The organism is Vreelandella indica, assembly GCF_037070225.1.
Taxonomy (GTDB): Bacteria; Pseudomonadota; Gammaproteobacteria; order Pseudomonadales; family Halomonadaceae; genus Vreelandella; species Vreelandella arctica.
In genome coordinates, this window is record NZ_JBANSO010000007.1 from 82,842 (window position 1) to 103,900 (window position 21,059).

Annotated in this window: 26 protein-coding genes; 11 read left to right on the top strand and 15 right to left on the bottom strand. The window is 56.2% G+C overall.

All coding sequences use genetic code 11. The annotated features are described in order from the left end of the window. Positions 1-22: 22 nt before the first annotated feature. The 3 genes from dapD to V8L71_RS06535 are packed head-to-tail and all read left to right on the top strand — an operon-like array spanning position 23 to position 2,593. On the top strand, positions 23-1,048 hold the full coding sequence (gene dapD, locus V8L71_RS06525; RefSeq protein ID WP_336273574.1) for a 2,3,4,5-tetrahydropyridine-2,6-dicarboxylate N-succinyltransferase: 1,026 nt from the start codon (positions 23-25) through the stop codon (positions 1,046-1,048). Further along, on the top strand, positions 1,035-2,207 hold the full coding sequence (dapE, locus tag V8L71_RS06530; RefSeq protein WP_101147421.1) for a succinyl-diaminopimelate desuccinylase: 1,173 nt from the start codon (positions 1,035-1,037) through the stop codon (positions 2,205-2,207). Before dapD ends, dapE begins: the two co-directional genes overlap by 14 nt. Beyond that, the gene (locus V8L71_RS06535; RefSeq protein ID WP_336273575.1) at positions 2,204-2,593 is read left to right on the top strand and encodes a hypothetical protein; all 390 of its coding nucleotides are present in this window, start codon (positions 2,204-2,206) and stop codon (positions 2,591-2,593) included. The genes dapE and V8L71_RS06535 overlap by 4 nt, the downstream gene beginning before the upstream one ends. Before the next feature lie 78 nt (positions 2,594-2,671). Here the strand turns inward: V8L71_RS06535 and V8L71_RS06540 are convergent, their stop codons facing one another. Next, positions 2,672-3,211, bottom strand: a complete 540-nt coding sequence (locus tag V8L71_RS06540) for a cold-shock protein (protein ID WP_281362637.1) — start codon at positions 3,209-3,211, stop codon at positions 2,672-2,674. 112 nt (positions 3,212-3,323) lie between these two features. On the opposite strand from V8L71_RS06540, the gene V8L71_RS06545 reads away from it, so the two are divergent. Then, the gene (locus V8L71_RS06545; RefSeq protein ID WP_101147424.1) at positions 3,324-3,572 is read left to right on the top strand and encodes a SlyX family protein; all 249 of its coding nucleotides are present in this window, start codon (positions 3,324-3,326) and stop codon (positions 3,570-3,572) included. A 31-nt stretch (positions 3,573-3,603) separates the two neighbouring features. Here the strand turns inward: V8L71_RS06545 and ald are convergent, their stop codons facing one another. The 7 genes from ald to radC all read right to left on the bottom strand — a co-directional run bounded on the left by ald (position 3,604) and on the right by radC (position 9,047). Continuing rightward, positions 3,604-4,722 (bottom strand): alanine dehydrogenase, encoded by a 1,119-nt coding sequence (gene ald / locus V8L71_RS06550; protein ID WP_101147425.1) that lies wholly within the window; start codon positions 4,720-4,722, stop codon positions 3,604-3,606. 174 nt (positions 4,723-4,896) lie between these two features. After that, positions 4,897-5,331: an acyl-CoA thioesterase gene (locus V8L71_RS06555; protein WP_336273576.1), complete on the bottom strand. Its 435-nt coding sequence runs from the start codon at positions 5,329-5,331 to the stop codon at positions 4,897-4,899. 34 nt (positions 5,332-5,365) lie between these two features. Further along, the gene (locus tag V8L71_RS06560; RefSeq protein ID WP_336273577.1) at positions 5,366-6,556 is read right to left on the bottom strand and encodes a class I SAM-dependent rRNA methyltransferase; all 1,191 of its coding nucleotides are present in this window, start codon (positions 6,554-6,556) and stop codon (positions 5,366-5,368) included. Between the two features lie 140 nt (positions 6,557-6,696). Beyond that, positions 6,697-7,539, bottom strand: a complete 843-nt coding sequence (gene mutM / locus V8L71_RS06565) for a bifunctional DNA-formamidopyrimidine glycosylase/DNA-(apurinic or apyrimidinic site) lyase (RefSeq protein ID WP_336273578.1) — start codon at positions 7,537-7,539, stop codon at positions 6,697-6,699. A gap of 157 nt (positions 7,540-7,696) precedes the next feature. Then, positions 7,697-7,852, bottom strand: coding sequence for a 50S ribosomal protein L33 (rpmG, locus tag V8L71_RS06570; RefSeq protein WP_007111734.1), 156 nt, complete (start codon positions 7,850-7,852; stop codon positions 7,697-7,699). Between the two features lie 25 nt (positions 7,853-7,877). Beyond that, the gene (gene rpmB / locus V8L71_RS06575; RefSeq protein ID WP_022520205.1) at positions 7,878-8,114 is read right to left on the bottom strand and encodes a 50S ribosomal protein L28; all 237 of its coding nucleotides are present in this window, start codon (positions 8,112-8,114) and stop codon (positions 7,878-7,880) included. A 258-nt stretch (positions 8,115-8,372) separates the two neighbouring features. After that, the gene (gene radC / locus V8L71_RS06580) at positions 8,373-9,047 is read right to left on the bottom strand and encodes a RadC family protein (RefSeq protein ID WP_101147429.1); all 675 of its coding nucleotides are present in this window, start codon (positions 9,045-9,047) and stop codon (positions 8,373-8,375) included. A gap of 172 nt (positions 9,048-9,219) precedes the next feature. Here radC and coaBC point away from each other — a divergent pair, with 172 nt between their 5' ends. From coaBC to slmA, 5 genes are all read left to right on the top strand, one after another. Continuing rightward, the gene (gene coaBC, locus V8L71_RS06585) at positions 9,220-10,557 is read left to right on the top strand and encodes a bifunctional phosphopantothenoylcysteine decarboxylase/phosphopantothenate--cysteine ligase CoaBC (RefSeq protein ID WP_336273579.1); all 1,338 of its coding nucleotides are present in this window, start codon (positions 9,220-9,222) and stop codon (positions 10,555-10,557) included. Beyond that, complete coding sequence (gene dut, locus V8L71_RS06590) at positions 10,554-11,012, top strand: dUTP diphosphatase (RefSeq protein WP_336273580.1); 459 nt, start codon at positions 10,554-10,556, stop codon at positions 11,010-11,012. Before coaBC ends, dut begins: the two co-directional genes overlap by 4 nt. 87 nt (positions 11,013-11,099) lie before the next feature. Continuing rightward, complete coding sequence (locus V8L71_RS06595; protein ID WP_008959897.1) at positions 11,100-12,485, top strand: phosphomannomutase/phosphoglucomutase; 1,386 nt, start codon at positions 11,100-11,102, stop codon at positions 12,483-12,485. A 168-nt stretch (positions 12,486-12,653) separates the two neighbouring features. Then, on the top strand, positions 12,654-13,553 hold the full coding sequence (gene argB / locus V8L71_RS06600) for an acetylglutamate kinase (protein ID WP_008959898.1): 900 nt from the start codon (positions 12,654-12,656) through the stop codon (positions 13,551-13,553). A gap of 19 nt (positions 13,554-13,572) precedes the next feature. Then, on the top strand, positions 13,573-14,181 hold the full coding sequence (gene slmA, locus V8L71_RS06605) for a nucleoid occlusion factor SlmA (RefSeq protein WP_336273581.1): 609 nt from the start codon (positions 13,573-13,575) through the stop codon (positions 14,179-14,181). An 88-nt stretch (positions 14,182-14,269) separates the two neighbouring features. Here the strand turns inward: slmA and rpoH are convergent, their stop codons facing one another. The 4 genes from rpoH to ftsY all read right to left on the bottom strand — a co-directional run bounded on the left by rpoH (position 14,270) and on the right by ftsY (position 18,297). Beyond that, a complete protein-coding gene (gene rpoH / locus V8L71_RS06610) occupies positions 14,270-15,136 on the bottom strand; it encodes an RNA polymerase sigma factor RpoH (protein WP_008959900.1) in 867 nt (288 codons plus the stop codon). Between the two features lie 133 nt (positions 15,137-15,269). Continuing rightward, positions 15,270-16,313 (bottom strand): permease-like cell division protein FtsX, encoded by a 1,044-nt coding sequence (ftsX, locus tag V8L71_RS06615; RefSeq protein ID WP_336273582.1) that lies wholly within the window; start codon positions 16,311-16,313, stop codon positions 15,270-15,272. Further along, positions 16,310-16,978 carry a cell division ATP-binding protein FtsE gene (gene ftsE, locus V8L71_RS06620; protein WP_008959902.1) on the bottom strand — a complete coding sequence of 223 codons (669 nt, stop codon included), beginning with the start codon at positions 16,976-16,978 and terminating at the stop codon, positions 16,310-16,312. Before ftsE ends, ftsX begins: the two co-directional genes overlap by 4 nt. After that, a complete protein-coding gene (gene ftsY / locus V8L71_RS06625) occupies positions 16,975-18,297 on the bottom strand; it encodes a signal recognition particle-docking protein FtsY (RefSeq protein ID WP_336273583.1) in 1,323 nt (440 codons plus the stop codon). Before ftsY ends, ftsE begins: the two co-directional genes overlap by 4 nt. A 90-nt stretch (positions 18,298-18,387) precedes the next feature. On the opposite strand from ftsY, the gene rsmD reads away from it, so the two are divergent. Together rsmD and zapB are read left to right on the top strand one after the other, a co-directional pair. After that, complete coding sequence (rsmD, locus tag V8L71_RS06630) at positions 18,388-19,002, top strand: 16S rRNA (guanine(966)-N(2))-methyltransferase RsmD (protein WP_336273584.1); 615 nt, start codon at positions 18,388-18,390, stop codon at positions 19,000-19,002. A 141-nt stretch (positions 19,003-19,143) separates the two neighbouring features. After that, positions 19,144-19,338 carry a cell division protein ZapB gene (gene zapB / locus V8L71_RS06635; RefSeq protein WP_008959905.1) on the top strand — a complete coding sequence of 65 codons (195 nt, stop codon included), beginning with the start codon at positions 19,144-19,146 and terminating at the stop codon, positions 19,336-19,338. A gap of 38 nt (positions 19,339-19,376) precedes the next feature. On the opposite strand, the gene V8L71_RS06640 is transcribed toward zapB, so the two are convergent. From V8L71_RS06640 to V8L71_RS06650, 3 genes are read right to left on the bottom strand one after another with little or no spacing between them, the layout of a single operon-like run. Continuing rightward, positions 19,377-19,853 carry a GNAT family N-acetyltransferase gene (locus V8L71_RS06640; protein ID WP_336273585.1) on the bottom strand — a complete coding sequence of 159 codons (477 nt, stop codon included), beginning with the start codon at positions 19,851-19,853 and terminating at the stop codon, positions 19,377-19,379. After that, positions 19,843-20,721 (bottom strand): hypothetical protein, encoded by an 879-nt coding sequence (locus V8L71_RS06645; RefSeq protein WP_336273586.1) that lies wholly within the window; start codon positions 20,719-20,721, stop codon positions 19,843-19,845. The genes V8L71_RS06640 and V8L71_RS06645 overlap by 11 nt, the downstream gene beginning before the upstream one ends. Next, the gene (locus V8L71_RS06650) at positions 20,718-21,026 is read right to left on the bottom strand and encodes a BolA family protein (RefSeq protein ID WP_008959908.1); all 309 of its coding nucleotides are present in this window, start codon (positions 21,024-21,026) and stop codon (positions 20,718-20,720) included. The genes V8L71_RS06645 and V8L71_RS06650 overlap by 4 nt, the downstream gene beginning before the upstream one ends. Positions 21,027-21,059 lie beyond the last annotated feature (33 nt).

Sequence of the window (21,059 nt, forward strand, 5' to 3'; positions counted from 1 at the left end):
CATCACTACAGGACACTCTCTTATGCTGAGCTTTGCGCTTGGAATTGGCACCCAAAACACCCAAGGCGACTGGCTGGAAATCTACTACCCGGCACCGCTGTTCAATCCCGATGCGAGCTTGGTAGCCGCTGCTCAGCAAGCGCTGGATGCGCCGCAAGGCAACGCTGCGATTAGCTTTTTGCCGGAAGACTGCACACGCCTGGCAAAAGCCTTAGAGGCCGCTGGCCACTCCGCTCAAGCAGAGCTCGCTGAAGCGCTTTCCGCTAGCCAGCGCCCGCTGGTGGCCATGTTTCTGGACACCGACCAGCCACCACAGACCGCTCCCGAGGTCTACCTCAAGCTCCATTTGCTTTCCCACCGTTTAGTGAAGCCCCACGGGCTGGATCTGACCGGCATGTTTGGTCTGCTACGCAATATTGCCTGGACCAACGAAGGCGCGATCGATATTGAAGAGCTGCCTACACGCCGCTTAAAGGCGCGCTTGGCGGGGCGCGCGCTCTCCGTGGACTGCGTGGACAAATTCCCCAAAATGACCGACTACGTGGTACCTACCGGTATCCGCATCGGCGACACTGCCCGCGTGCGTCTTGGCGCTTACTTGGGCGAAGGCACCACAGTGATGCACGAAGGCTTCGTCAACTTCAATGCAGGCGCCGAAGGCCCCGGCATGATAGAAGGCCGCATTTCGGCGGGTGTAATGGTCGGCAAAGGTTCAGACCTCGGCGGCGGCTGCTCGACCATGGGCACCCTCTCCGGCGGCGGCAATATCGTTATTAAAGTAGGCGAAGGCTGCTTAATCGGCGCCAACGCTGGCATCGGCATTCCCCTGGGTGACCGCTGCACGGTGGAAGCGGGGCTTTATATCACCGCTGGCTCCAAAGTGACGCTGCTTGATGACCAGGGCCAGGAAGTAAAAACCGTTTCTGCCCGCGAGCTGGCAAGCCAGGACGATCAGCTGTGGCGCCGCAACTCGCAGAATGGCCGCATTGAGTGCCTGACCAACAAAAGTGCCATCGCCCTGAACGAGGCGTTGCATGCCCACAACTGAGCCTGAAGCGCTGTCGCCGACGCTGCAACTTGCCTTTGAGCTGCTCAGCCGAGCCTCGGTAACGCCGGACGACGAAGGTTGCCAGGAACTCATGATCGAGCGTTTAACAGCGCTCGGTTTCAATGTTGAGCGGCTGCCATTTGGCGATGTAACGAATTTTTGGGCAGTGCGCGGTCATCACGGCCCCGTCGTGGCTTTCGCGGGCCACACCGATGTGGTGCCCAGCGGCCCTTATATCAACTGGCAGCACCCCCCGTTCGAGCCCTGCATCGACGCAGAGGGAATGCTGTGCGGGCGTGGCGCTGCCGATATGAAAGGCAGCCTCGCTTCCATGCTGACCGCCGTTGAACGCTTTGTCGCGAATCATCCAGAGCACGACGGCCGCATTGCCTTTCTGATCACTTCCGATGAAGAGGGTCCGGCGGTCGACGGCACTCGCGCGGTGGTTGAACATCTGCGCGAGCGCAATGAGCGCCTCGATTACTGCATTGTCGGCGAGCCTTCGTCCACCGATCGACTGGGCGATGTGATCAAAAACGGACGTCGCGGATCGCTCGGCGCCACGCTACACATCAAGGGCGTGCAAGGCCACGTGGCTTATCCGCATTTAGCGCGTAACCCTATCCATCAAGCGATGCCAGCACTCGACGCGCTGGTCAATGAGCATTGGGACGCGGGCAACGATTTCTTCCCGGCCACCAGCTTTCAGATTTCTAACCTGCGCGCAGGCACCGGTGCCACTAATGTGATTCCTGGCGATGTCGAAGTGGTGTTTAATTTTCGCTTCTCGACCGAAGTGACCCAGGAAGAGCTCAAAGCGCGCACGGAAACCATTCTCGCTCAGCATGGCCTGGAGTATCAGATAGACTGGACGCTTAACGGCGTGCCTTTCTTGACCGCTGAAGGCGAGCTTGTCGACGCCGCCATCAAAGGCGTTGAAGCGGTAACTGGCGAGCGCCCAGCGCTTTCTACCAGTGGCGGCACTTCGGATGGCCGCTTCATTGCCACCCTGGGTGCTCAGGTGGTCGAGCTAGGTCCGCTGAACGACACCATCCACAAGGTCAATGAGCGCGTTCGCGCTAGCGACCTCGACGACTTAAGCCGGATTTACGAAGCGACACTGCAGGCGTTGCTCATCTCCGGCGAGGTAAACGTATGATGGAGCGTTACCCCGATATAGAAATCTACCTGGCTAGCGTCTCGCTGGAGGCACTCAATGAGTGGCTAAAAAGCACGCTAATCGCACCGCCGCTCAGCCCGGTAGGCAAAGGCAAATGGCAAACCCGAGGTCAGTATGAGGGCGACTGCGTACCGGTATTATTAGTAGACAAAGCCGCCGATGGCTTTGCCAGCCTATGGTTTGATAGCAACCACACCCCTTGGATGACTGACCAAGAGTGCGCTCAGCAAGCCGCGGAGGCGCTTCAGACCGAAGTGCGATGCTCATTGGGCGGCTGGAACCCCGGCGATGACCCTGACCGCTTCTGGCAAGTGCTTCCAGGCGGCAAAGAGGGAGCCATAGAGTGGCCTGATTCGGGCCGTTAACAGACCCCATCAACGTAAACGACCCCGCCGAAGCGGGGTCGCTTACTATCCTACGATCAATTTAGCTAGCCATTAAGCTTACTCAATAATACTCACATCGTCGGCCTGCAAACCACGCTCATTTTTAATCACGTGATAACGCACAATTTGACCTTCAGCTAACATACGCGGGCCACGGCCGCGAATGGCGCGAAAGTGTACAAAGACATCTTCACCATTATCGCGGGTAATAAAACCATAGCCTTTGTTAGTATTGAACCACTTCACTTCGCCCTCTTCACGGCCATCATTGGGGTCGATGATGTCTTCTTCCTCATCATCGTCCATGGGAGCAGCCGCTTGAGGCTGGCGCGATGCAGGCTTAGGACGCGCTACCACATCAGACGCCACCACTACTGAGGGCGCAAAAGCGGCAGACGCCAATGTGCCAATACACAGAACAATAAAACATCCGATAGCAACAGCAATATAGACACCGCTACTGTCTGCCAACACCTCCATTAATTGCTCGGCGAGGGCACTATTGGTTAAACGAACAATCCCCGCCAACAGAAGTGGCGTGGGGGCGGCAAGTAATACACTGATTAAGAAACAGCGAAACACAACTTTTGGGTTCATAGACAATAAAAGCTCTCTTGTTGTATGGGTAACAGACGAAGGACAATACCCGCACTATCAGGCCCATTCCCAATAGTACTGGCATACTACTACATAAGGTTGCAATGTTATCATGACCCACGAATTATCGCCTGCCGAGCTAACCCAGCTTGTGGAATCTTTAGAAAGCCGCTTAGCGCATCAAGAACACTGGCTGGACACGCTGGACCAAGCGGTGATTCAGCAGGAGCGCCGCCTGGAAAAACTGGAGCAGTTGAGTGGGCTGATGCGCGAACGCCTGCGCGAGCAGCATCAAGCACTTCAAGCAAGCGAACCCCAGGGCGGCCAACGCCCCGAGGATGAACTTCCGCCACACTATTAAGCCAATGGTAGCGCCAACGACTGCGTATTTATTAGCCTCCAACAACACTCGCGGGATTACTACTTTCCAGCCCAAAGGCGTCTGCCACGGCTTGATAAGTAACTTGACCAGCATGCACATTAAGACCGGGCAGGAAGTGCGGGTCGTCACGTAGCGCCTGCTGCCAGCCTTTATCCGCCAGGGCAAGCACGAAGGGCAGCGTGGCGTTAGTCAGCCCCTGGGTAGAGGTACGGGCCACGGCGCCGGGCATATTGGCGACACAGTAGTGAACAATGCCATCAACGATATAGGTCGGTTCGGCATGGGTAGTGGGCTTACTGGTTTCAAAGCAGCCGCCCTGATCAATCGCCACATCGACCAGTACACTGCCGGGCTTCATATCGGCTAGCATGCGGCGAGTGATCAACTTAGGCGCAGCGGCGCCGGGCACCAGCACCGCGCCAATAATCATATCCGACTCACGGGTGGCCGTTTCAAGTGCATCGGCGGTGGAATAAACCGTTTTGATGCGTCCCTGATAGCGGTCATCCAGCACTTCCAGCCGCGCCAGAGATTTATCCAGAATGGTGACTTCTGCGCCTAACCCCAATGCCATGCGAGCAGCGTTTTCGCCGACGACGCCACCACCGATGACCGTCACTTTCCCCGGCGCCACACCGGGCACACCGGGCAGCAGCACGCCTGCACCGCCCTGGGCTTTTTCCAGGCTATGGGCACCGGCTTGAACGGCCATTCGCCCCGCTACGGTGCTCATCGGCGCGAGTAGTGGCAAGCCGCCACGGGCATCGGTAATCGTCTCATAGGCGATGCAGGTGGCGCCGCTTTTCATCAACCCACGGGTAAGGGGCTCTTCGGCGGCCAGATGAAGATAGGTGAACAGGGTATGCTGCGGAGTGAGCCGCGCCACCTCGTCAGGCTGGGGCTCTTTCACCTTGAGGATTAGCTCGGCATTGCACCACAGTGTGTCCACATCGGCTTCGATCTGAGCACCGGCGGCCTGGTAATCGGCATCGGTAAAGCCAGCGCCTTCACCGGCACTAGCTTGAACGCTGACCTGGTGGCCACGACCGGCTAACTCACGCGCACCAGTGGGCGTCAACGCGACACGATACTCGTGATTTTTAATCTCTTTGGGGACGGCGATTTTCATTGGATTTTTCCTGTGCTTTTAAAGGTCATTCGTCTTGTTAAGCAAATTACAGCACAGCGAACGTTGACCACCACCCCAGGAACGCAAAACAAAAAAAACGCCGGTTAAGGCGTTTTTTAGGAGAAAAATCTAGCGATTGCCGGTTCTGCACGAAAAATTCCACTCTTCTTTAAATCACTCAACGATAACGGCGCCACCATAGATGCGCCGATACTCTTCGGGCAAACGTTTGGGCCGCCCCGTTGAGAGCGCCACGCAGGCAAAGCGCGTGCGGGCATAAAGCAGTGTTTTGGAATCGCTGGTGCGCACTAGCTGAAAACGCCGTGTCAGACTGAAGCGTTCATCGCAATCGACAATCCAGGTCGCCAACTGTAGCTCATCGCCTGCAAAAGCAGGCGCGAGGTAATCCAGTTCATGACGATGAACCACCATCGCACGGTCAAGCTCCCGGTAACGCTCAAGCGAGAGGCCAAGTGCGACCGAGTGCGCCCAGCTAATCTGCTCAACCCAGCGCAGGTACTCGCTGTTGTTAACGTGCTGATAAGCATCAATTGCCTCATCAGCGACACGGATATCGATCACAAAAGGATCGGGCAGCGCCCACTCCATCCTTGGCTCCTCTTTATCCTGACTCTCGTGTGAATTAGTCGCGGAACACGCGCACTCCCAACGCTTTCAGGTAAGACGTCTCAGGAATAGCGGGATGCACCGGGTGATCGGGGCCTTGATGGCCCTGGAAAATCACCTGACCATGGCGGTCCTGATGGCGAACGGCGCCACGCACCACATCCATCAACCGCTCGGGCGCTAGGTGCATTGAGCAGGAGGCGGACATCAACAGGCCGTCGCGACCCAGCAATCGCATGGCTTCGCGGTTCAAGCGGGCATAGGCACGCTCGCCGTTAGGGATATCCTTACGCTTTTTGATGAACGCAGGCGGGTCAAGAATGACCACGTCAAACTCCTCACCCTCTGCCTTCAATGCTGCTAAGGCTTCAAATGCATCGCCTTCACTAACAGCCACTTTATCCTGAACGCCATTGAGCTCAGCGTTGCGTGCAACCTGGTCTAGCGCTGGGCCTGAAGAGTCTAGACACACCACCTCTTTCGCGCCATGAACGGCTGCCTGCACGCCCCAGCCACCCACGTAGCTGAAGACATCCAGCACGCGCTTATCGGCCACTTGGCGATTGAGCCATTCGCGATTAACGCGGTGATCGAAGAACCAGCCGGTTTTCTGGCCATTAAGTACCGGCACGACAAATCGTGCGCCGTTCTCTTCCAGCACCACTTCGTCAGGCAGCGTGGCCTTGATAACGTCAACGTGGGCCTCGAGACCTTCCTGACGACGACCGCCAGTGTCGTTACGGAAAACGATCACTTCAGGCTTGATGACTTTTTCCAGCGCATCAACAATCTCATCCGCCAACGCCTGCATGCCAGCGGTATTGAGCTGCACGACGAGAACATCGCCAAAACGATCAATCACCAAGCCTGGCAGCAAATCGCCTTCACCGTGAATCAAGCGGTAATACGGCTGCTCATAAAGACGCTGACGTAGTGCCAACGCTTGGTTAAAGCGGTGCACAAACAGCGAACGATCCAAGCGCATTTCAGGGTCACGCGACATAACGCGGGCAGCGATTAACGAATGGGGATTAACGTAAGCCACCGCCATGACTTTTCCGTTGGAGGCTTCTACCAGGGCGGTTTCGCCTGCCGCAAAGTTTTTCAGCGGCGTCTCTTTGATATCTACTTCATTGGAGTAGATCCAGAGATGGCCCGCTTTCAGGCGGCGGTCAGCATTTTTATTCAGGCGCAGGCGTTGGGTCACAGCAATCTCCAAAAAGCTTAGTCTTTAAAAACCTTGTCTTAAAAACCTTGCCTTAAAAAACATGGTCTTAAAAACATAGGCAAAGCAAAAATTAGCCAAGGCAAAACGTCAGTAAAACATTAGCACTTATTAGGCAGGCATTAGCGCTGGCAACCGGGGCAAAATACACTGGCTCGCTGGCCTAGCGTAATGCGGCGAAGCTCCGCGCCGCAGCGCAAACAGGGCTGGCCGTGGCGGCCGTAAACATTTAGCCGCTGAGCAAAGTAGCCGGGCTCGCCCTGGCCGCTGACAAAGTCCCTCAGCGTAGTGCCGCCCTGGGTAATCGCCGCCGCCAGCACCTCTTTCACGGCAAGGGCCAAGGCATCATAGCGAGCGCGAGAAACTCTCCCTGCCGCACGGCGCGGATCAATGCCCGCCATAAATAGTGCTTCCGCGGCGTAGATATTCCCGGCACCGACAACCACTTGGTTATCCATCAGAAACGGCTTTACCGCCACGCGCTTGTTACGCGAGAGCGTATAGAGCCATTTGCCGTTAAATGCATCAGACAATGGCTCGGGCCCCAAATGCGCGAGACGCTTATCCTGCGTTTCGTCATCGGCCCGCCAATCCACAAAGCCAAACCGGCGTGGATCGTGATAGCGCAACACATAACCGTTAGCGGTAACCACATCGACATGGTCATGCTTTTTAGGCAAATCCCCCACCTGGGCAATACGCAGGCTACCCGACATGCCCAAATGCCATAACAACGTGGCGCCAGCATCATCTGCAAGCTCACTAAACGGCTGAATGGGAATCTGCAGATATTTTGCCCGCCGCTTCAATACGCCAATGCGTGCGCCCACCAACCGCTCGGCCAAGTCATCCGGCACGGGTACGCGCAGCCGCGGCTGACGCACCAGCACTTCAGTGACTTCCTGACCTTCAATATAAGGCGCAATCCCGCGGCGGGTGGTTTCAACTTCGGGCAGTTCGGGCATATTTGAGCATCGTAACGGCTTGTGATGACAGCCTAATGAAGATGGATTCGCTAGGCATGCTGCGCATAAAAAGCATGCATGCAAAAACCCGGCTTGGGGCCGGGTTTTTGAACAGACGTTCGCCTGCAGAGAAAACCGATCATCATCGCTTACGCGATTACTTGATCTTGGCTTCCTTGTAGATAACGTGCTTACGGACAACCGGATCGAATTTCTTGAATTCGAACTTATCCGGGGTATTCCGCTTGTTCTTATCAGTGGTGTAGAAGTGACCTGTACCGGCACTAGACACCAACTTGATTTTATCGCGCATGGTTCAACTCTCCCAATAGGCTTACTTAGATAGCGTCGCCGCGCTTACGAATAGCGACCAAAACTGTGTCAATACCTTTTTTGTCGATGATGCGCATTCCTTTAGTGGAAACGCGCAGCTTGACGAAGCGGTTTTCAGACTCAACCCAAAAACGGTGGGTGTGCAGGTTTGGCAAGAAACGACGACGTGTCTTACGCTGGGAGTGTGAAACGTTATTTCCAGTTACCGGACGCTTGCCGGTAACCTGACATACTTTGGACATTAGAGCCTCCAACTGCTTGGCCAGGATATAAGAACCTGAGTGTTCAAAACTGTCGGGCAAACCGGAGCAGGGAAGGTGTCGGCGCCGTTAACCGCCAAGCTTTATCCAAATCCGTTATTCAACCCAAGTTTAAAGGTGGCACTTTATACCAGAGCACCCGACTAGCAGCAAGCAAAACCCACTAAAAAGGTTAAATAAGCGCCTTTTTGCTCATTTAACTTAGATATTGCTACGCAATGTACTCCGCGTCGATTTTGCTTATAGCCAGCCACGCTCGGCAAAAGAGACCACTTCTCCATCTCCCACCACGAAATGATCCAACACGCGCACTTCAAACAGTGCGAGCGCGTCTTTTAAGCGTTCGGTGATTCGTCGATCAGCATCGCTTGGCTCTGCCACACCCGATGGGTGATTGTGAGCCAGGATAACGGCGCCAGCACTAAGTTCTAAAGCGCGCTTGGCAACTTCGCGGGGGTAAACAGATGCGCTGTCTAGGGTACCGCGAAACAGCGATTCATAGCGAATAATTCGGTGCTGTGTATCCAAAAAAAGCACCGCAAACTCTTCATGGCCTAAATGACGCAGCTGGGAGCTCAGATAGTGGCGCACCAAGGCAGGCGATGTCAGTGCATTGCCACGCGCCAACTGGCTAGCCAAATGGCGCCGCGACAACTCAAGCGTAGCCTGTAGTTGGGCATACTTAGCGGTGCCTAGCCCATGGGCAGCGCAGAAACTTGCTTGATCAGCCTCCAACAGTTGGCGTAAGCCACCAAAGCTTGTGAGCAAATCCCTCGCCAAATCAACCGCTGAGCGCCCCTGCACGCCGACGCGCAAAAAAATAGCCAGCAACTCCGCATCCGAAAGCGCCTGGGCACCTGCGTTTAATAATTTCTCCCGCGGCCGCTCACCCTCTGGCCAGTGATTGATTCCCATCGCACCTTCCCGCTTTGTCCGCCCTTGGTAATTAACGCAATCCGCGTTCAAACCCAATCACGCAGCCTGCCTCAGTAAACCTAGCTTACCCTTGTTTCTCCCCAATATGCCAAATTGGTGGTGCCAGTGGTATGGTAAGCCTCCTCACGAACGCTGATGTGGATGACTGAACATGGCTTCTGTTGCTGACACAACAAGCACCCCGATAAACGCTTTCACCACTGGCTCAACACTCACCGGCAAACGGGTGCTACTCGGGGTTAGCGCGGGTATTGCTGCTTACAAGAGCGCGTTGCTTGTGCGCCTGCTTAAGCAAGCGGGCTGCGAGGTGCGTGTGGTAATGACCGATGGGGCTCAGGCCTTTATTACGCCGCTCACCCTGCAGGCGCTCTCCGGTGAGCCGGTGCGCACCTCCTTACTCGACCCGGAAGCCGAAGCGGGCATGGGCCATATTGAGCTGGCCCGCTGGGCGGATGTAGTACTCATCGCCCCAGCCACGGCCGACTTAATCGCTCGATTAGTGCACGGCATGGCTGATGATTTGCTCACCACGCTCTGCCTGGCCTCAGAAGCGCCCAAGCTGATTGCCCCGGCAATGAACCAGGCGATGTGGCGCCACCCGGCCACTCAGCGCAATGTGGCGCAGCTGCAGCAAGATGACTGGCAGCAAATAGGCCCTGCCGCGGGCGATCAAGCCTGTGGTGATGTGGGGCCTGGCCGCATGAGTGAGCCTGAAGAGATATTTAGCGCCGTGATGACACTGTTTGCAGCGCCACCTTCTCCTTATTACGGCTCCTCCGCCAGAACTCCTCATGTAGTGATCACCGCTGGCCCAACTCGCGAACCGTTGGACCCGGTACGCTATATTTCCAATCACAGTTCGGGAAAAATGGGCTTTGCTTTAGCTGCAGCGGCAGTGGCGCAAGGCGCTAAAGTGACGCTGATCAGCGGGCCAGTTAACTTACCCACCCCGCCGGGCGTTACGCGGGTTGACGTTGAGTCAGCCGAGCAGATGCACAGTGAAGCACAGCGGTTAGCGCCTCAAGCGGCGCTATTTATCGGCTGCGCGGCGGTTGCTGATTACCGTGCGGCGGCACCCGCCGAGCACAAGCTCAAGAAGCGGGACGATAGCGACACTCTCACCCTGACCCTGGTGAAAAATCCTGACATTATCGCCAGCATAGCGGCGCTTCCCGCTGGGCAGCGCCCGCTGGTAGTTGGCTTTGCCGCCGAAACCCAAGAAATAGAGCGCTACGCGCAGGATAAACTGCAGCGCAAAGGGCTGGATATGATCGTGGCTAACGATGTTTCCCAGGCGGGCCTGGGGTTTGGCAGCGACCAGAATGCCGCCTGGTTACTATGGCGCACCGCAGAAGGCGTTGAAAGCCGGGCGGAAGCACCCCAGCCGAAAACCCAGCTGGCCGCTACGATCATTCACCAGGCGCTCACCCTGCTATCGACGACAGCACCTGAAACAACCTCTACTAACGCTTCTGGAGAACCCCAATGAGTGCCCGCCCCCGCCTGCAGTGCAAAGTGTTAGATGAACGCTTGCACGACTATCTCCCCACCTATGCAACGGCAGGCTCTGCAGGCATGGATCTACGCGCCCTGCTGGACGCGCCGCTGACCTTGACGCCCGGCGACTGCCAGCTCGTGCGCACGGGCATTGCCATCTATATTGAAGACCCAGGCTTAGCAGGCATGATTCTGCCGCGCTCCGGTTTGGGGCATAAGCACGGCATTGTGCTGGGCAATTTGGTTGGTTTAATCGATTCGGATTACCAGGGTGAGCTGATGATTTCGGTCTGGAACCGGGGACAGAGCGACTTTACCCTTGCCCCCTTCGACCGCCTGGCACAGTACGTGCTTGTGCCTGTTGTGCAAGCCGAACTCGCTCTTGTGGACGCGTTTGAAGACTCCCTGCGGGGCAGCGGCGGGTTTGGCAGCACCGGCAGTCAGTAGCTATTAGCAATAGCCATTAGCAGTAGCGATTGGCAGGACGTGGTTAAGAAACCTTTGCAAGGCAATTTCTGTTTAGCTGGGAAGCTTATGAACGCACAGACCGTACCCGCTTCGATTTTTCGCGCCTACGATATCCGCGGTATCGTTGACGACACGCTCACCGAAGAGACGGTAGAAATGATCGGACGCGCCGTGGGCTCGGAAGCCGCCGCGCGGGGAGAATCCAGCGTGGTAGTCGCACGCGACGGTCGCCTTTCGGGCGCTCGGCTGCAAGCAGCGCTTATGCGTGGCCTAAATGCTGCAGGACGAGACGTTATTGATATCGGCATGGTCCCCACGCCGGTGCTGTACTTCGCCACCCACATCTTGCCAAACACCCAGTCAGGCGTGATGGTTACCGGCAGCCATAACCCGCCTGACTACAACGGCTTTAAAATCGTGCTGAGCGGCGAAACGCTCTCTGGCGATGCAATTACCGCCCTGTTTGAGCGCATCCAGTCTGGCAACCTGGAGAGCGGCCAAGGCAGCATCACCCAGCAGGATCTTCGCGAAACGTATTTAGCGCGTATTTTAGGTGACGTTAAGATCAACCGACCGATCAAAGCCGTGGTCGACTGCGGCAACGGGGTTGCTGGCGAGCTAGGCCCGCAGCTGCTGACCCGCTTGGGCATTGATACAACTGCGCTGTTCGATGAGATCGATGGCCACTTTCCCAATCACCACCCGGATCCTGGCAAACCTGAAAACATGCAGGATTTGATGCGCAAGGTGCAAGAAACGGGCGCTGATATCGGGCTTGCCTTTGATGGCGATGGCGACCGAGTAGGCGTGGTCACCTCCACCGGCAAGCTGATTTATCCTGACCACCTGCTGATGGTATTTGCCACCGATATGCTCACGCGCCAACCCGGGGCCAAAGTGATTTTTGACATCAAGTGCACTGGCAATCTAGTCAAAGTGATTAGTGATGCTGGGGGCGAGCCTGAGATGTGGCGAACCGGTCACTCCCTGATCAAAGCGCGAATGAAAGAGACCGGCGCTCAGTTGGGCGGAGAGATGAGCGGACATATTTTTTTCCAAGAGCGCTGGTATGGTTTTGACGATGGCCTTTATGCCGCCGCTAGGCTGGTAGAAATTCTCGCCAACCAGCCTGACGATGCGGATACTTTTTTCGCCACATTTCCCCAAGACGTTGGTACCCCAGAGATTAATATTGCGGTTACCGACGCTAACAAATTTTCTCTAATGGATAAGCTTGCTCGCGAGGGCGACTTCGGCGAAGGTATCAAAACCACGTTAGATGGCATTCGCGTTGATTACCCGGATGGCTGGGGGTTGTGCCGCGCCTCCAACACCACGCCTGCCCTGGTCATGCGCTTCGAAGGGAAGGACGATGCCGCCCTCGCACGTATCAAAGCGGTATTTAATAACGCGCTACAGCGCGTCGCGCCAGATATCGAGCTACCCCAGTAAGCAAATTGTTGGATAGATAGCTCTTGAAATAGCTTTTCATATAGCTCTTCACATAGCTCTTTACATAGTCAGGCGCTGAAGGGATCGCGCGCTTAGAAAGCGCGACCCTCACGACACAATCGACATAAACGTTATGCAGCATAATAAACGTTCGCAAGGGACAACCTCATGAGTTCAGCCAGTCGCGACCCGCAGGTCGTTGTGGAGGTGCTTTCCGAAGCCCTCCCCTATATTCAGCAGTTTTCCGGTAAAACCGTGGTGGTCAAATATGGCGGCAACGCCATGACCGAAAGCACCCTGATTGACTCCTTTGCCCGCGATATCGTGCTAATGAAGGAAGTCGGCATCAACCCGGTAGTGGTGCACGGCGGCGGGCCGCAAATCGGCGACCTACTCAAAAAGCTCAACATCGAGTCGCGCTTCGTCAACGGCATGCGGGTCACCGACTCGCAAACCATGGACGTGGTCGAGATGGTGCTGGGCGGTTTGGTTAATAAAAGTATTGTGAACCTGATCAACCAGAGCGGTGGCAAGGCGATCGGCCTGACAGGCAAGGACGGCGCGCAAATTCGTGCCCGCCAACTTAAGGTCGAGCACCAAAGCCCTGAAATGACGGCCCCGGAGATTATCGATATCGGCCACGTGGGCGAAGTGGAGTCGATCTCAACCGAGTTGATTGAGATGCTGGCGGCGCGCGACTTTATCCCGGTGATCGCCCCGATTGGCGTCGACGCTGCAGGCCATAGCTACAACATCAATGCTGACCTGGTAGCAGGCAAGATTGCCGAAGCGCTTAACGCTGAAAAGCTGATGCTGCTCACTAACGTCGCTGGTCTCATGAACGCCGAAGGCGAGGTGCTCACAGGCTTAACCACCGCACAAGTCGATGCCCTGATCGAAGATGGCACGATCTATGGCGGCATGCTGCCCAAAATTCGCTGCGCGTTAGATGCAGTAAAAGGCGGCGTGAATAGCTCGCACATTATTGATGGCCGTGTCCCCCACGCGGTATTGCTGGAAATTTTCACCAATGCTGGGGTGGGCACCCTAATCACGGACGCGAGCTAACCGCGACGGAGGGCACATCATGAGCGAAGATCAAAAACCTCGCCGCCGCGAGCAGATACTCCAAGCACTGGCATTAATGCTTGAAGAAGACAGTGGCAAACGCATTACGACCGCCGCTCTCGCTCGTCAGGTAGGTGTTTCAGAAGCAGCGCTCTACCGTCACTTCCCCAGCAAAGCACGTATGTTTGAGGGGCTGATTGATTTTATTGAAGAGAGCATTTTTGAGCGCATTACGCGTATTTTAGACGACGTACCCGACGCCACTACCCGTTGCGGCACCATCTTGGCGCTGCTGCTGGGCTTCGCCGAGAAAAATCCTGGGCTGGCCCGGGTAATGGGCGGCGACGTACTCACCGGCGAAACCGCCAGGCTACGCCAGCGGGTCAACCAACTGTTTGAACGCCTGGAGATGCAGCTCAAACAGATTCTGCGCGAAGCCGAGCTGCGTGAAGGTCTGCGCCCTACGATTCCCGCCTCCGCCGCTGCTAATTTACTAGCGGCCCAGGCAGAAGGCCGGATTTCGCAGTACGTACGCAGCGACTTTAAGCGCCTACCCACCGAACACTGGGAAGATCAATGGTCGCTATTATCTGCGCAATTACTACGCACGGCGGTACAGCCCGCATAGGCTAAGCCACAGGTGAAGGCTACACAAAAAACCGGCTCCCTTTGCAGGGGCCGGTTTTTTAAGAAGACAAATACTAGCCAGCTGATACTTAAGCCACCATCGGCTCGCCCATTTTCTGGCGCAGCTTTTTCATCGCGTTCTTTTCAAGCTGACGAATACGCTCAGCGCTGACCCCATAAACATCGGCCAGATCATGCAACGTCTCTTTACTATCGGCTAACCAGCGGCGCTGTAGGATATCCCGCGAGCGCTCATCAAGCCCCTCAAGAGCAACCTGCAACCGACGCGTCGAGTCTTCCTCGAAGTTGCTATCTTCCAACTGCGTGGCAGGGTCTGATGCGGCGTCATCCAGGAAATGCACCGGCGCCTGATAGGTACTCTCTTCATCATCGCCTGCGGGCGCATCAAAGCCAGCATCGTAAGAGGAGAGACGCCCTTCCATATCGCGCACGATCTCAGGCTTAACGTCGAGATCTTTAGCAATGGCGGACACTTCGTCGTTGTTCAGCCACGCCAAGCGCTTCTTCGCGCTACGCAGATTAAAGAACAGCTTACGCTGCGCTTTGGTGGTGGCAATCTTGACGATGCGCCAGTTACGCAGCACAAATTCGTGAATTTCCGCTTTGATCCAATGCACGGCAAAAGAGACCAATCGAACGCCCTGATTAGGATCGAAGCGCTTGACGGCTTTCATTAAGCCGACGTTACCTTCTTGAATTAAATCTGCTTGGGGTAACCCATAGCCAGAATAACTACGCGCAATGTGAACCACAAAGCGCAGATGTGACATAACTAAACGCCGAGCAGCTTCTAAATCACCGTCATCGTAAAGACGATAGGCGAGCTCTCGCTCTTCATCGGCGGTTAAAACCGAAATTCCATTGACTGCGCGGATATAGCCGCCCAGATCACCGCCGGGTGAAAGCTGCCCCACCGGTATAAGACTAGTGCTCATGTGCAGGTGGTCTCCCCTGTAACCCATCGTGGTTGACGTAGCACGTTATCAATAACCTATTACCTTAAATTCTGTCTTACAAAGACCTTATCGCGAGAATAAGGTTCACGCGCTATTGAATCGGCCTGCTGAATCATCTTGGGCGGATACTTGAGAGATGGCGAGTTACCGCCAACCAAGCACCCAACCAGCCTAGTAGTGTACTGCAAGATAGCAGAATTGTAGAGCCTGTCACGTCGAGTTGAGGTAATGAGAAGCTGGCACCGTAGCTCGCCGCCAGGGCAGCTACCGGGAGGGAAAGCCAATGATTGCCCAGGCCTAACAGACCCAGCGCTAACAGCCCACCACCAACACCGTACCAAGCCCCGCTGTACAGAAATGGGCGTCTGACAAAGGCGTGAGTGGCGCCAATCAGCATCACCACTTCAATCTCGCGGCGGCGACTTTCCACCGACAGGCGAATAGTGTTGCCAACCACTAGCAAAACGCCCAGGCCAAACAGCGCTCCCAGCGCCAGGGCAACGCGCCTTCCCAGTTCAGCCAGGTTTCTCAGCCGCTCCACCCAAGCCAGATCAAGACGCACCTCATCAACCCCGGAAAAGGCTTCAAGCGTAGCAGCCAACTGCTGCATGGCGGCCGGCTCGATGCTTGAAGGATGCACCACGATACTGATGGGTAACGGGTTGCTCTCCAAACCCGCCAAGGCATTATCCAGACCCAGCGACTGCTGAAACTCCGCCATGCCCTGCTCAGCGCTGATCAACCGGGTTTCGAGCACGCTCTGCTCAGCGTTGACCGCCTCTTCAATACGTTGCGCCTGGGCATCATCAGTGCTCAATTCCAGATAAACGGTAAGCGTGGCGCTTTCATCAAGCTCGGCATCCAACAAGCGCGCACTGTCCAGGGTCAACCACAGCGCAGCGGGCAGCACCAATGCAATGGCGATGGCTAACATCGTCAGCAGATTACCCAAGGGATAACGTACCAAGCGCTGAAAACTATCCCACGCCATGCTGCGATGGTGGCGCCCCCAGGCCCGCAGACGGCTGGAAAAGCGCGTTTGCTGGGAACGTGCACCTCGCTGTGAGGGTTTATCGGCTGGTGGTTTAGCAGCGGCTTTTCGCGGCGTTTTTAATGCCGCTCCCTGCTGGCGCCTTGGGGTCGCTGAGGACTTCATGCTGCCCCCTCGTCGGCCACCAAACGACCATCGCTTAAACGCAGTATGCGGTGACGCAACTGGGCAATCAGGGCCAAGTCGTGGCTGGCAATCATTACCGTGGTACCAATTCGGTTAAAATCCTCAAACAGCGCCATAATATCCGCTGACAGCTGTGGATCCAGATTACCCGTAGGCTCATCGGCGAGCAGTAGCGCAGGCTTATTGACCACCGCCCGGGCGATGCCAACGCGCTGCTGCTCGCCACCGGAGAGTTCTATCGGCAACGCTTTTTCACGGTGCAGCAGCCCTACTTTATCTAACGCGGCGCGTACACGGCGTGCGGCTTCACGCGGCTCAACCCCCTGAATCTCCAGTGGCAGCGAGACATTGTGAAAAATACTGCGATCAAATAGCAGTTGGTGATCCTGAAAGACCACGCCAATCTGACGCCGATAGAACGGCACCTGACTGGCATGCAGCTGGGCAATATCATGACCCGCCACGACGACGCGCCCGCGACTAGGCTTCTCAAGACGCATCACTAAGCGTAGTAGCGAGCTTTTACCAGCGCCGGAGTGGCCGGTAAGAAACACCATCTCGCCCCGAGCGACCCGAAAGTTGAGATGCGCCAGGGCTTCGAAACGACCGCCGTAGCGTTTTCCCACATGCTCAAAGGCGATCATGCGCTGGCATCGTCCCCTTGGCGGTCAAACAGCGCATGGACAAAATCATTAGCTTCGAAGGGGCGCAGGTCGTCGATCCCCTCCCCTACGCCGATAAAGCGAATAGGTGTTTCCAACTGTTTGGCCAGTGCAAAGATAATGCCGCCTTTGGCGGTACCATCCAGTTTGGTTAGCGTGATCCCGCTAACTGGCACGGCATCATTAAAGGTGCTGGCTTGGGATATAGCGTTTTGCCCGGTGCCCGCATCCAACACTAGCATCACCTCGTGTGGCGCGGTGTCATCTAGCTTCTGCATCACCCGGTGGACCTTTTTCAGCTCTTCCATCAGGTGGCTTTTGTTATGCAGTCGCCCGGCGGTGTCGGCGATCAGCACATCAACACCTCGCGCAGTGGCGGCCGCTACCGCATCGTAAATTACCGAGGCGCTGTCCGCGCCGGTGTGCTGGGCAATTACTGGCACGCGGTTGCGCTCGCCCCAGACTTTGAGCTGTTCGACAGCCGCAGCACGGAAGGTGTCACCGGCCGCCAACATAACGCTTTTTCCTTCGCGCTGAAAACGCTGGGTGAGCTTGCCGATGGTGGTGGTTTTACCCACGCCGTTAACGCCTACCACTAAAATAACAAACGGCCCCTTGCCCGCTTTCTCCAGCATCAGCGGCTTGGCGACAGGCGCCAGCATAGTGGTCAACTCTTCCTGCAAACCACGGTAAAGCGCCTCAGGGTTATTTAGCTCTTTGCGTGAGACGCGCGCTTCCAGGCGCCCAATAATCTCGGTCGTCGCGTCAATACCGACATCGGCCATTAGCAGCTGCGTTTCCAGGTCTTCCAGCAGCTCGTCATCAATCTGTTTCTTGCCTAAAAACAGATCGGCGATGCCGTCGGTTAAATTGGCACGGGTTTTCCCTAGGCCTGATTTGATACGTGCAAACCAGCCTTTCTGTTCGCCTTGCTGTTTACTTTTTTCGGCGACAGGCTTTTCCTGTAAAGCAGGACGTTGCGCCGTTTCACGAACGGACTCTGGGGCGGGCGTTAGCTCTGGCTCTGGCTCTGGCTCTGGCTCTGGCTCTGGCTCTGGCTCTGGCTCTGGCTCTGGCTCTGGCTCTGGCTCTGGCTCTGGCTCTGGCTCTGGCAAAGTATCCGGCACGGGCGGGACCTCTTCAACGGCTTCCGAAGAAGTATCTGGCGCCTCGATGTCACCCTCATCAGCTCGCTCTTGAGGCTGATCTTTTAGACGCTGCTCTTCCTCTGGCGCCTGCTGCGAGTCTTGGGGCGCCTGCTGCGGGTCTTGCTTATTCTTACGCTTAAAAAAACCAAACATGTGTGTTACTCGATATAAATAGTGAACATTAAGGTTATGCTAACACCCTAACCCGAGACTTTGGATAAGCAGCCCGCTACAATCCGCCTCATGACACGACAACGCTCCTCCCACTCATCCGCTTCCCGCCGCACGCCTGCTCAGCGAGGTGGCAAATCACTTGGCAAACTGCGCATTATCGGCGGTGAGTTTCGCCGCCGCCAGCTGCCCATATTGGATAGCCCCGGCCTACGTCCAACACCTGACCGCGTGCGTGAAACGCTGTTCAATTGGCTAGGGCAGCAGCTTTATGGTCAGCAGGTGCTCGACCTCTTCGCCGGTACCGGCGCACTCGGCATTGAAGCGGTCTCTCGCGGTGCGGCCTGTGTCGATTTTGTCGAGCGCGACCCGCGCGTGGCAGCGCAGCTTTCGACTAATCTGGCATCTCTGCATATTACCTCAAGCGCGGTGCATATTAACGATGTTCAGGCCTACCTGACACGTCCTGCACAGCCCTATTCACTGGTATTTCTCGACCCGCCCTTTCATCAGCAGTTGGCCGAACCATGCTGTAAAGCGCTGGAGAGTGGCGGCTGGTTGAGTGACGGGGCAATGATTTACCTAGAAACCGAGACATCGCTTGCCCCAGGGGTGCCCGCCAACTGGCAGTTACACCGCGAAACCCAGGCGGGTGAAAGCACCGCTCGGCTTTATCAACGTCAATAGCGTTAAACAGCGCTTGCCGCCGCGCGGTGGTGGCGTTACGCTCGCTTCATTCGTACCTATTAGCAAGCTTTCCGCTTGTTTTGTTGGGTACTTTTTGACTACCGTTTTTTGGGTTCTCGTTTTTACGCTAGGGAGATATACATGAGCTTGGAACTATTTAATCAGCTTGAACAGAAAGTCACCGATACTGTTGACGCGCTGGAAATGATGAAACTGGAAAATGAAGAGCTGCGTGGCGAGAACGCCAAGCTGAAAGAAGAGCGTGAAGAGTGGGAGCGTCGCCTCAATAGCCTACTCAGCAAATTCGATAGTCTCGACACGTCCAGCGCCTCTTAATTGACGCCACTCGCGGCCGACAGAGTCTCACGACCAGCTTAGAGTGTCCGCGACATCAGCAGTGCATCCTCGCGCCCAGCGGCACTTTGTGCTGCTGGGTCGCTTTGGGCCGAATGAGCGGCCTGAGCCGGGTAGTATCCTTTCCGGTACCCATCTTCGGTAAGCCCCATGCGCTGATAGAGCCGAATAGCGCTTAGATTTCCCACTCGCACTTCCAACAGCAAACGCTCGCTTGACCAGCGCTCAGCCTGCGTTAAAACGGCTTCCATCAATGCCAAGCCCGCCCCACTTCGGCGGTACTCAGGCACAACCCCTATCGCTTGAAGCTCCGCCTCAAACGGCAGTCGCGCCACGATGGCATAACCTTGCAGCTGTTCACCCTGCCACCAGCCCACTACACAGGTATCTTGACTGCCCAGTGCTTCCAGCATTTGCGAGTCGGAGGTACCGCTTTGCGCCTGACCCTCAAGAGCCGTCAATAAGGCTAGATGCTCAACACTAAGCTCAGTGATCATCAACTGCTGGCTCAGCGCCGGTTGAACTATCGCGCGTCCACTGCTGGTTTAAGGCCTGCAGCTTTGGCCATAGATCGCGCTTACTGCGGGTGCCGTCGAGAAGTGCAGCAAGCGCTGGCCCCTGCCAGACAGGCAGCGAGAGCGTGTGACTTTGGCCTTCGTTCACGTTCAGTATACGATCCAGCGGCGCTTGTTCAGCGCCCAGCTCGCCCCACCATATCAGCCGGGTTAGCTGCCACTCCCGCCGACTTACTTGGCCAGCAATAAAGGCCGCTAACCCTTCACGCGCTTCATCTAGTGGGTCCTCAACAGCAAAGGCATTGGTCATTTGCGGCCACGTAAAGTGCGTGACTTCCGGCAACGCGCTCTGCTGAATACCCGCTGCTTGAAGTAGATTAGCCAACAATTGCTGCTCAAGCGCACTCATTTCGCCCGCTTGCAGCACTAACCAGCGGCCATTAAGGCATAGACAGGAGAGGGAGAACTTAAGGGGCTTGGCGGGCGTAGCAAGTGTTGCATCAGCAGTAGGCTCAGCCGCATCGGAGTGAGCGCTAACCTGCTTGGTTTGGCTCTGCTTGGCTTGGTCCGATTTTTCTGAGCTGGGCTTATCCTTCAGCAACAACGCGCGTACCGCCGAGGGCGAGGCGATAGTCTCGCCTGACGCCTGAGGCTCAGGCGCGCTCCGCCGTGGCACAGGAGCATCATCCAACAACGCCTGCAGCCGCTCCCGGGGTGGCGTAGGGGCTGGCGCCACATCGTCCCACTCGCAGGCTTCAGTAGGCAGTGCATTGGGCAGTTGGTAGCGCGAGCCCCAGGCGGTAATGCCCATGGCGTCCAGATAGTGACGCCGAATAACTTCCTGGTTCACTTTTCGCCGCCACGGCAGTTGGGCGAATTCGGACGCTCTCCGCCACGCGCCTGCCACTCGGCGGGCGTATAAAGATGCAGCGCTAGAGCATGCACCGGCCCTGACAGTTCATCGGCCAACAGCGCATAAATCTGCTGGTGGCGCTTCACCGGCATCATGCCGTCGAAGGCATCGCTTACCAGCGTTACTTTGAAGTGGGTTTCAGAGTTCGCGGGCACGCTGTGCATATGGCTTTCGTTTTCAACCTGCAGCACATCGGGCGCGAGTGCCGCTAACTTCTGCTCAATCTGTGTCTGCAGCGTCATGGGAGTCTCCTTGAGATTACAAACCATTTTATT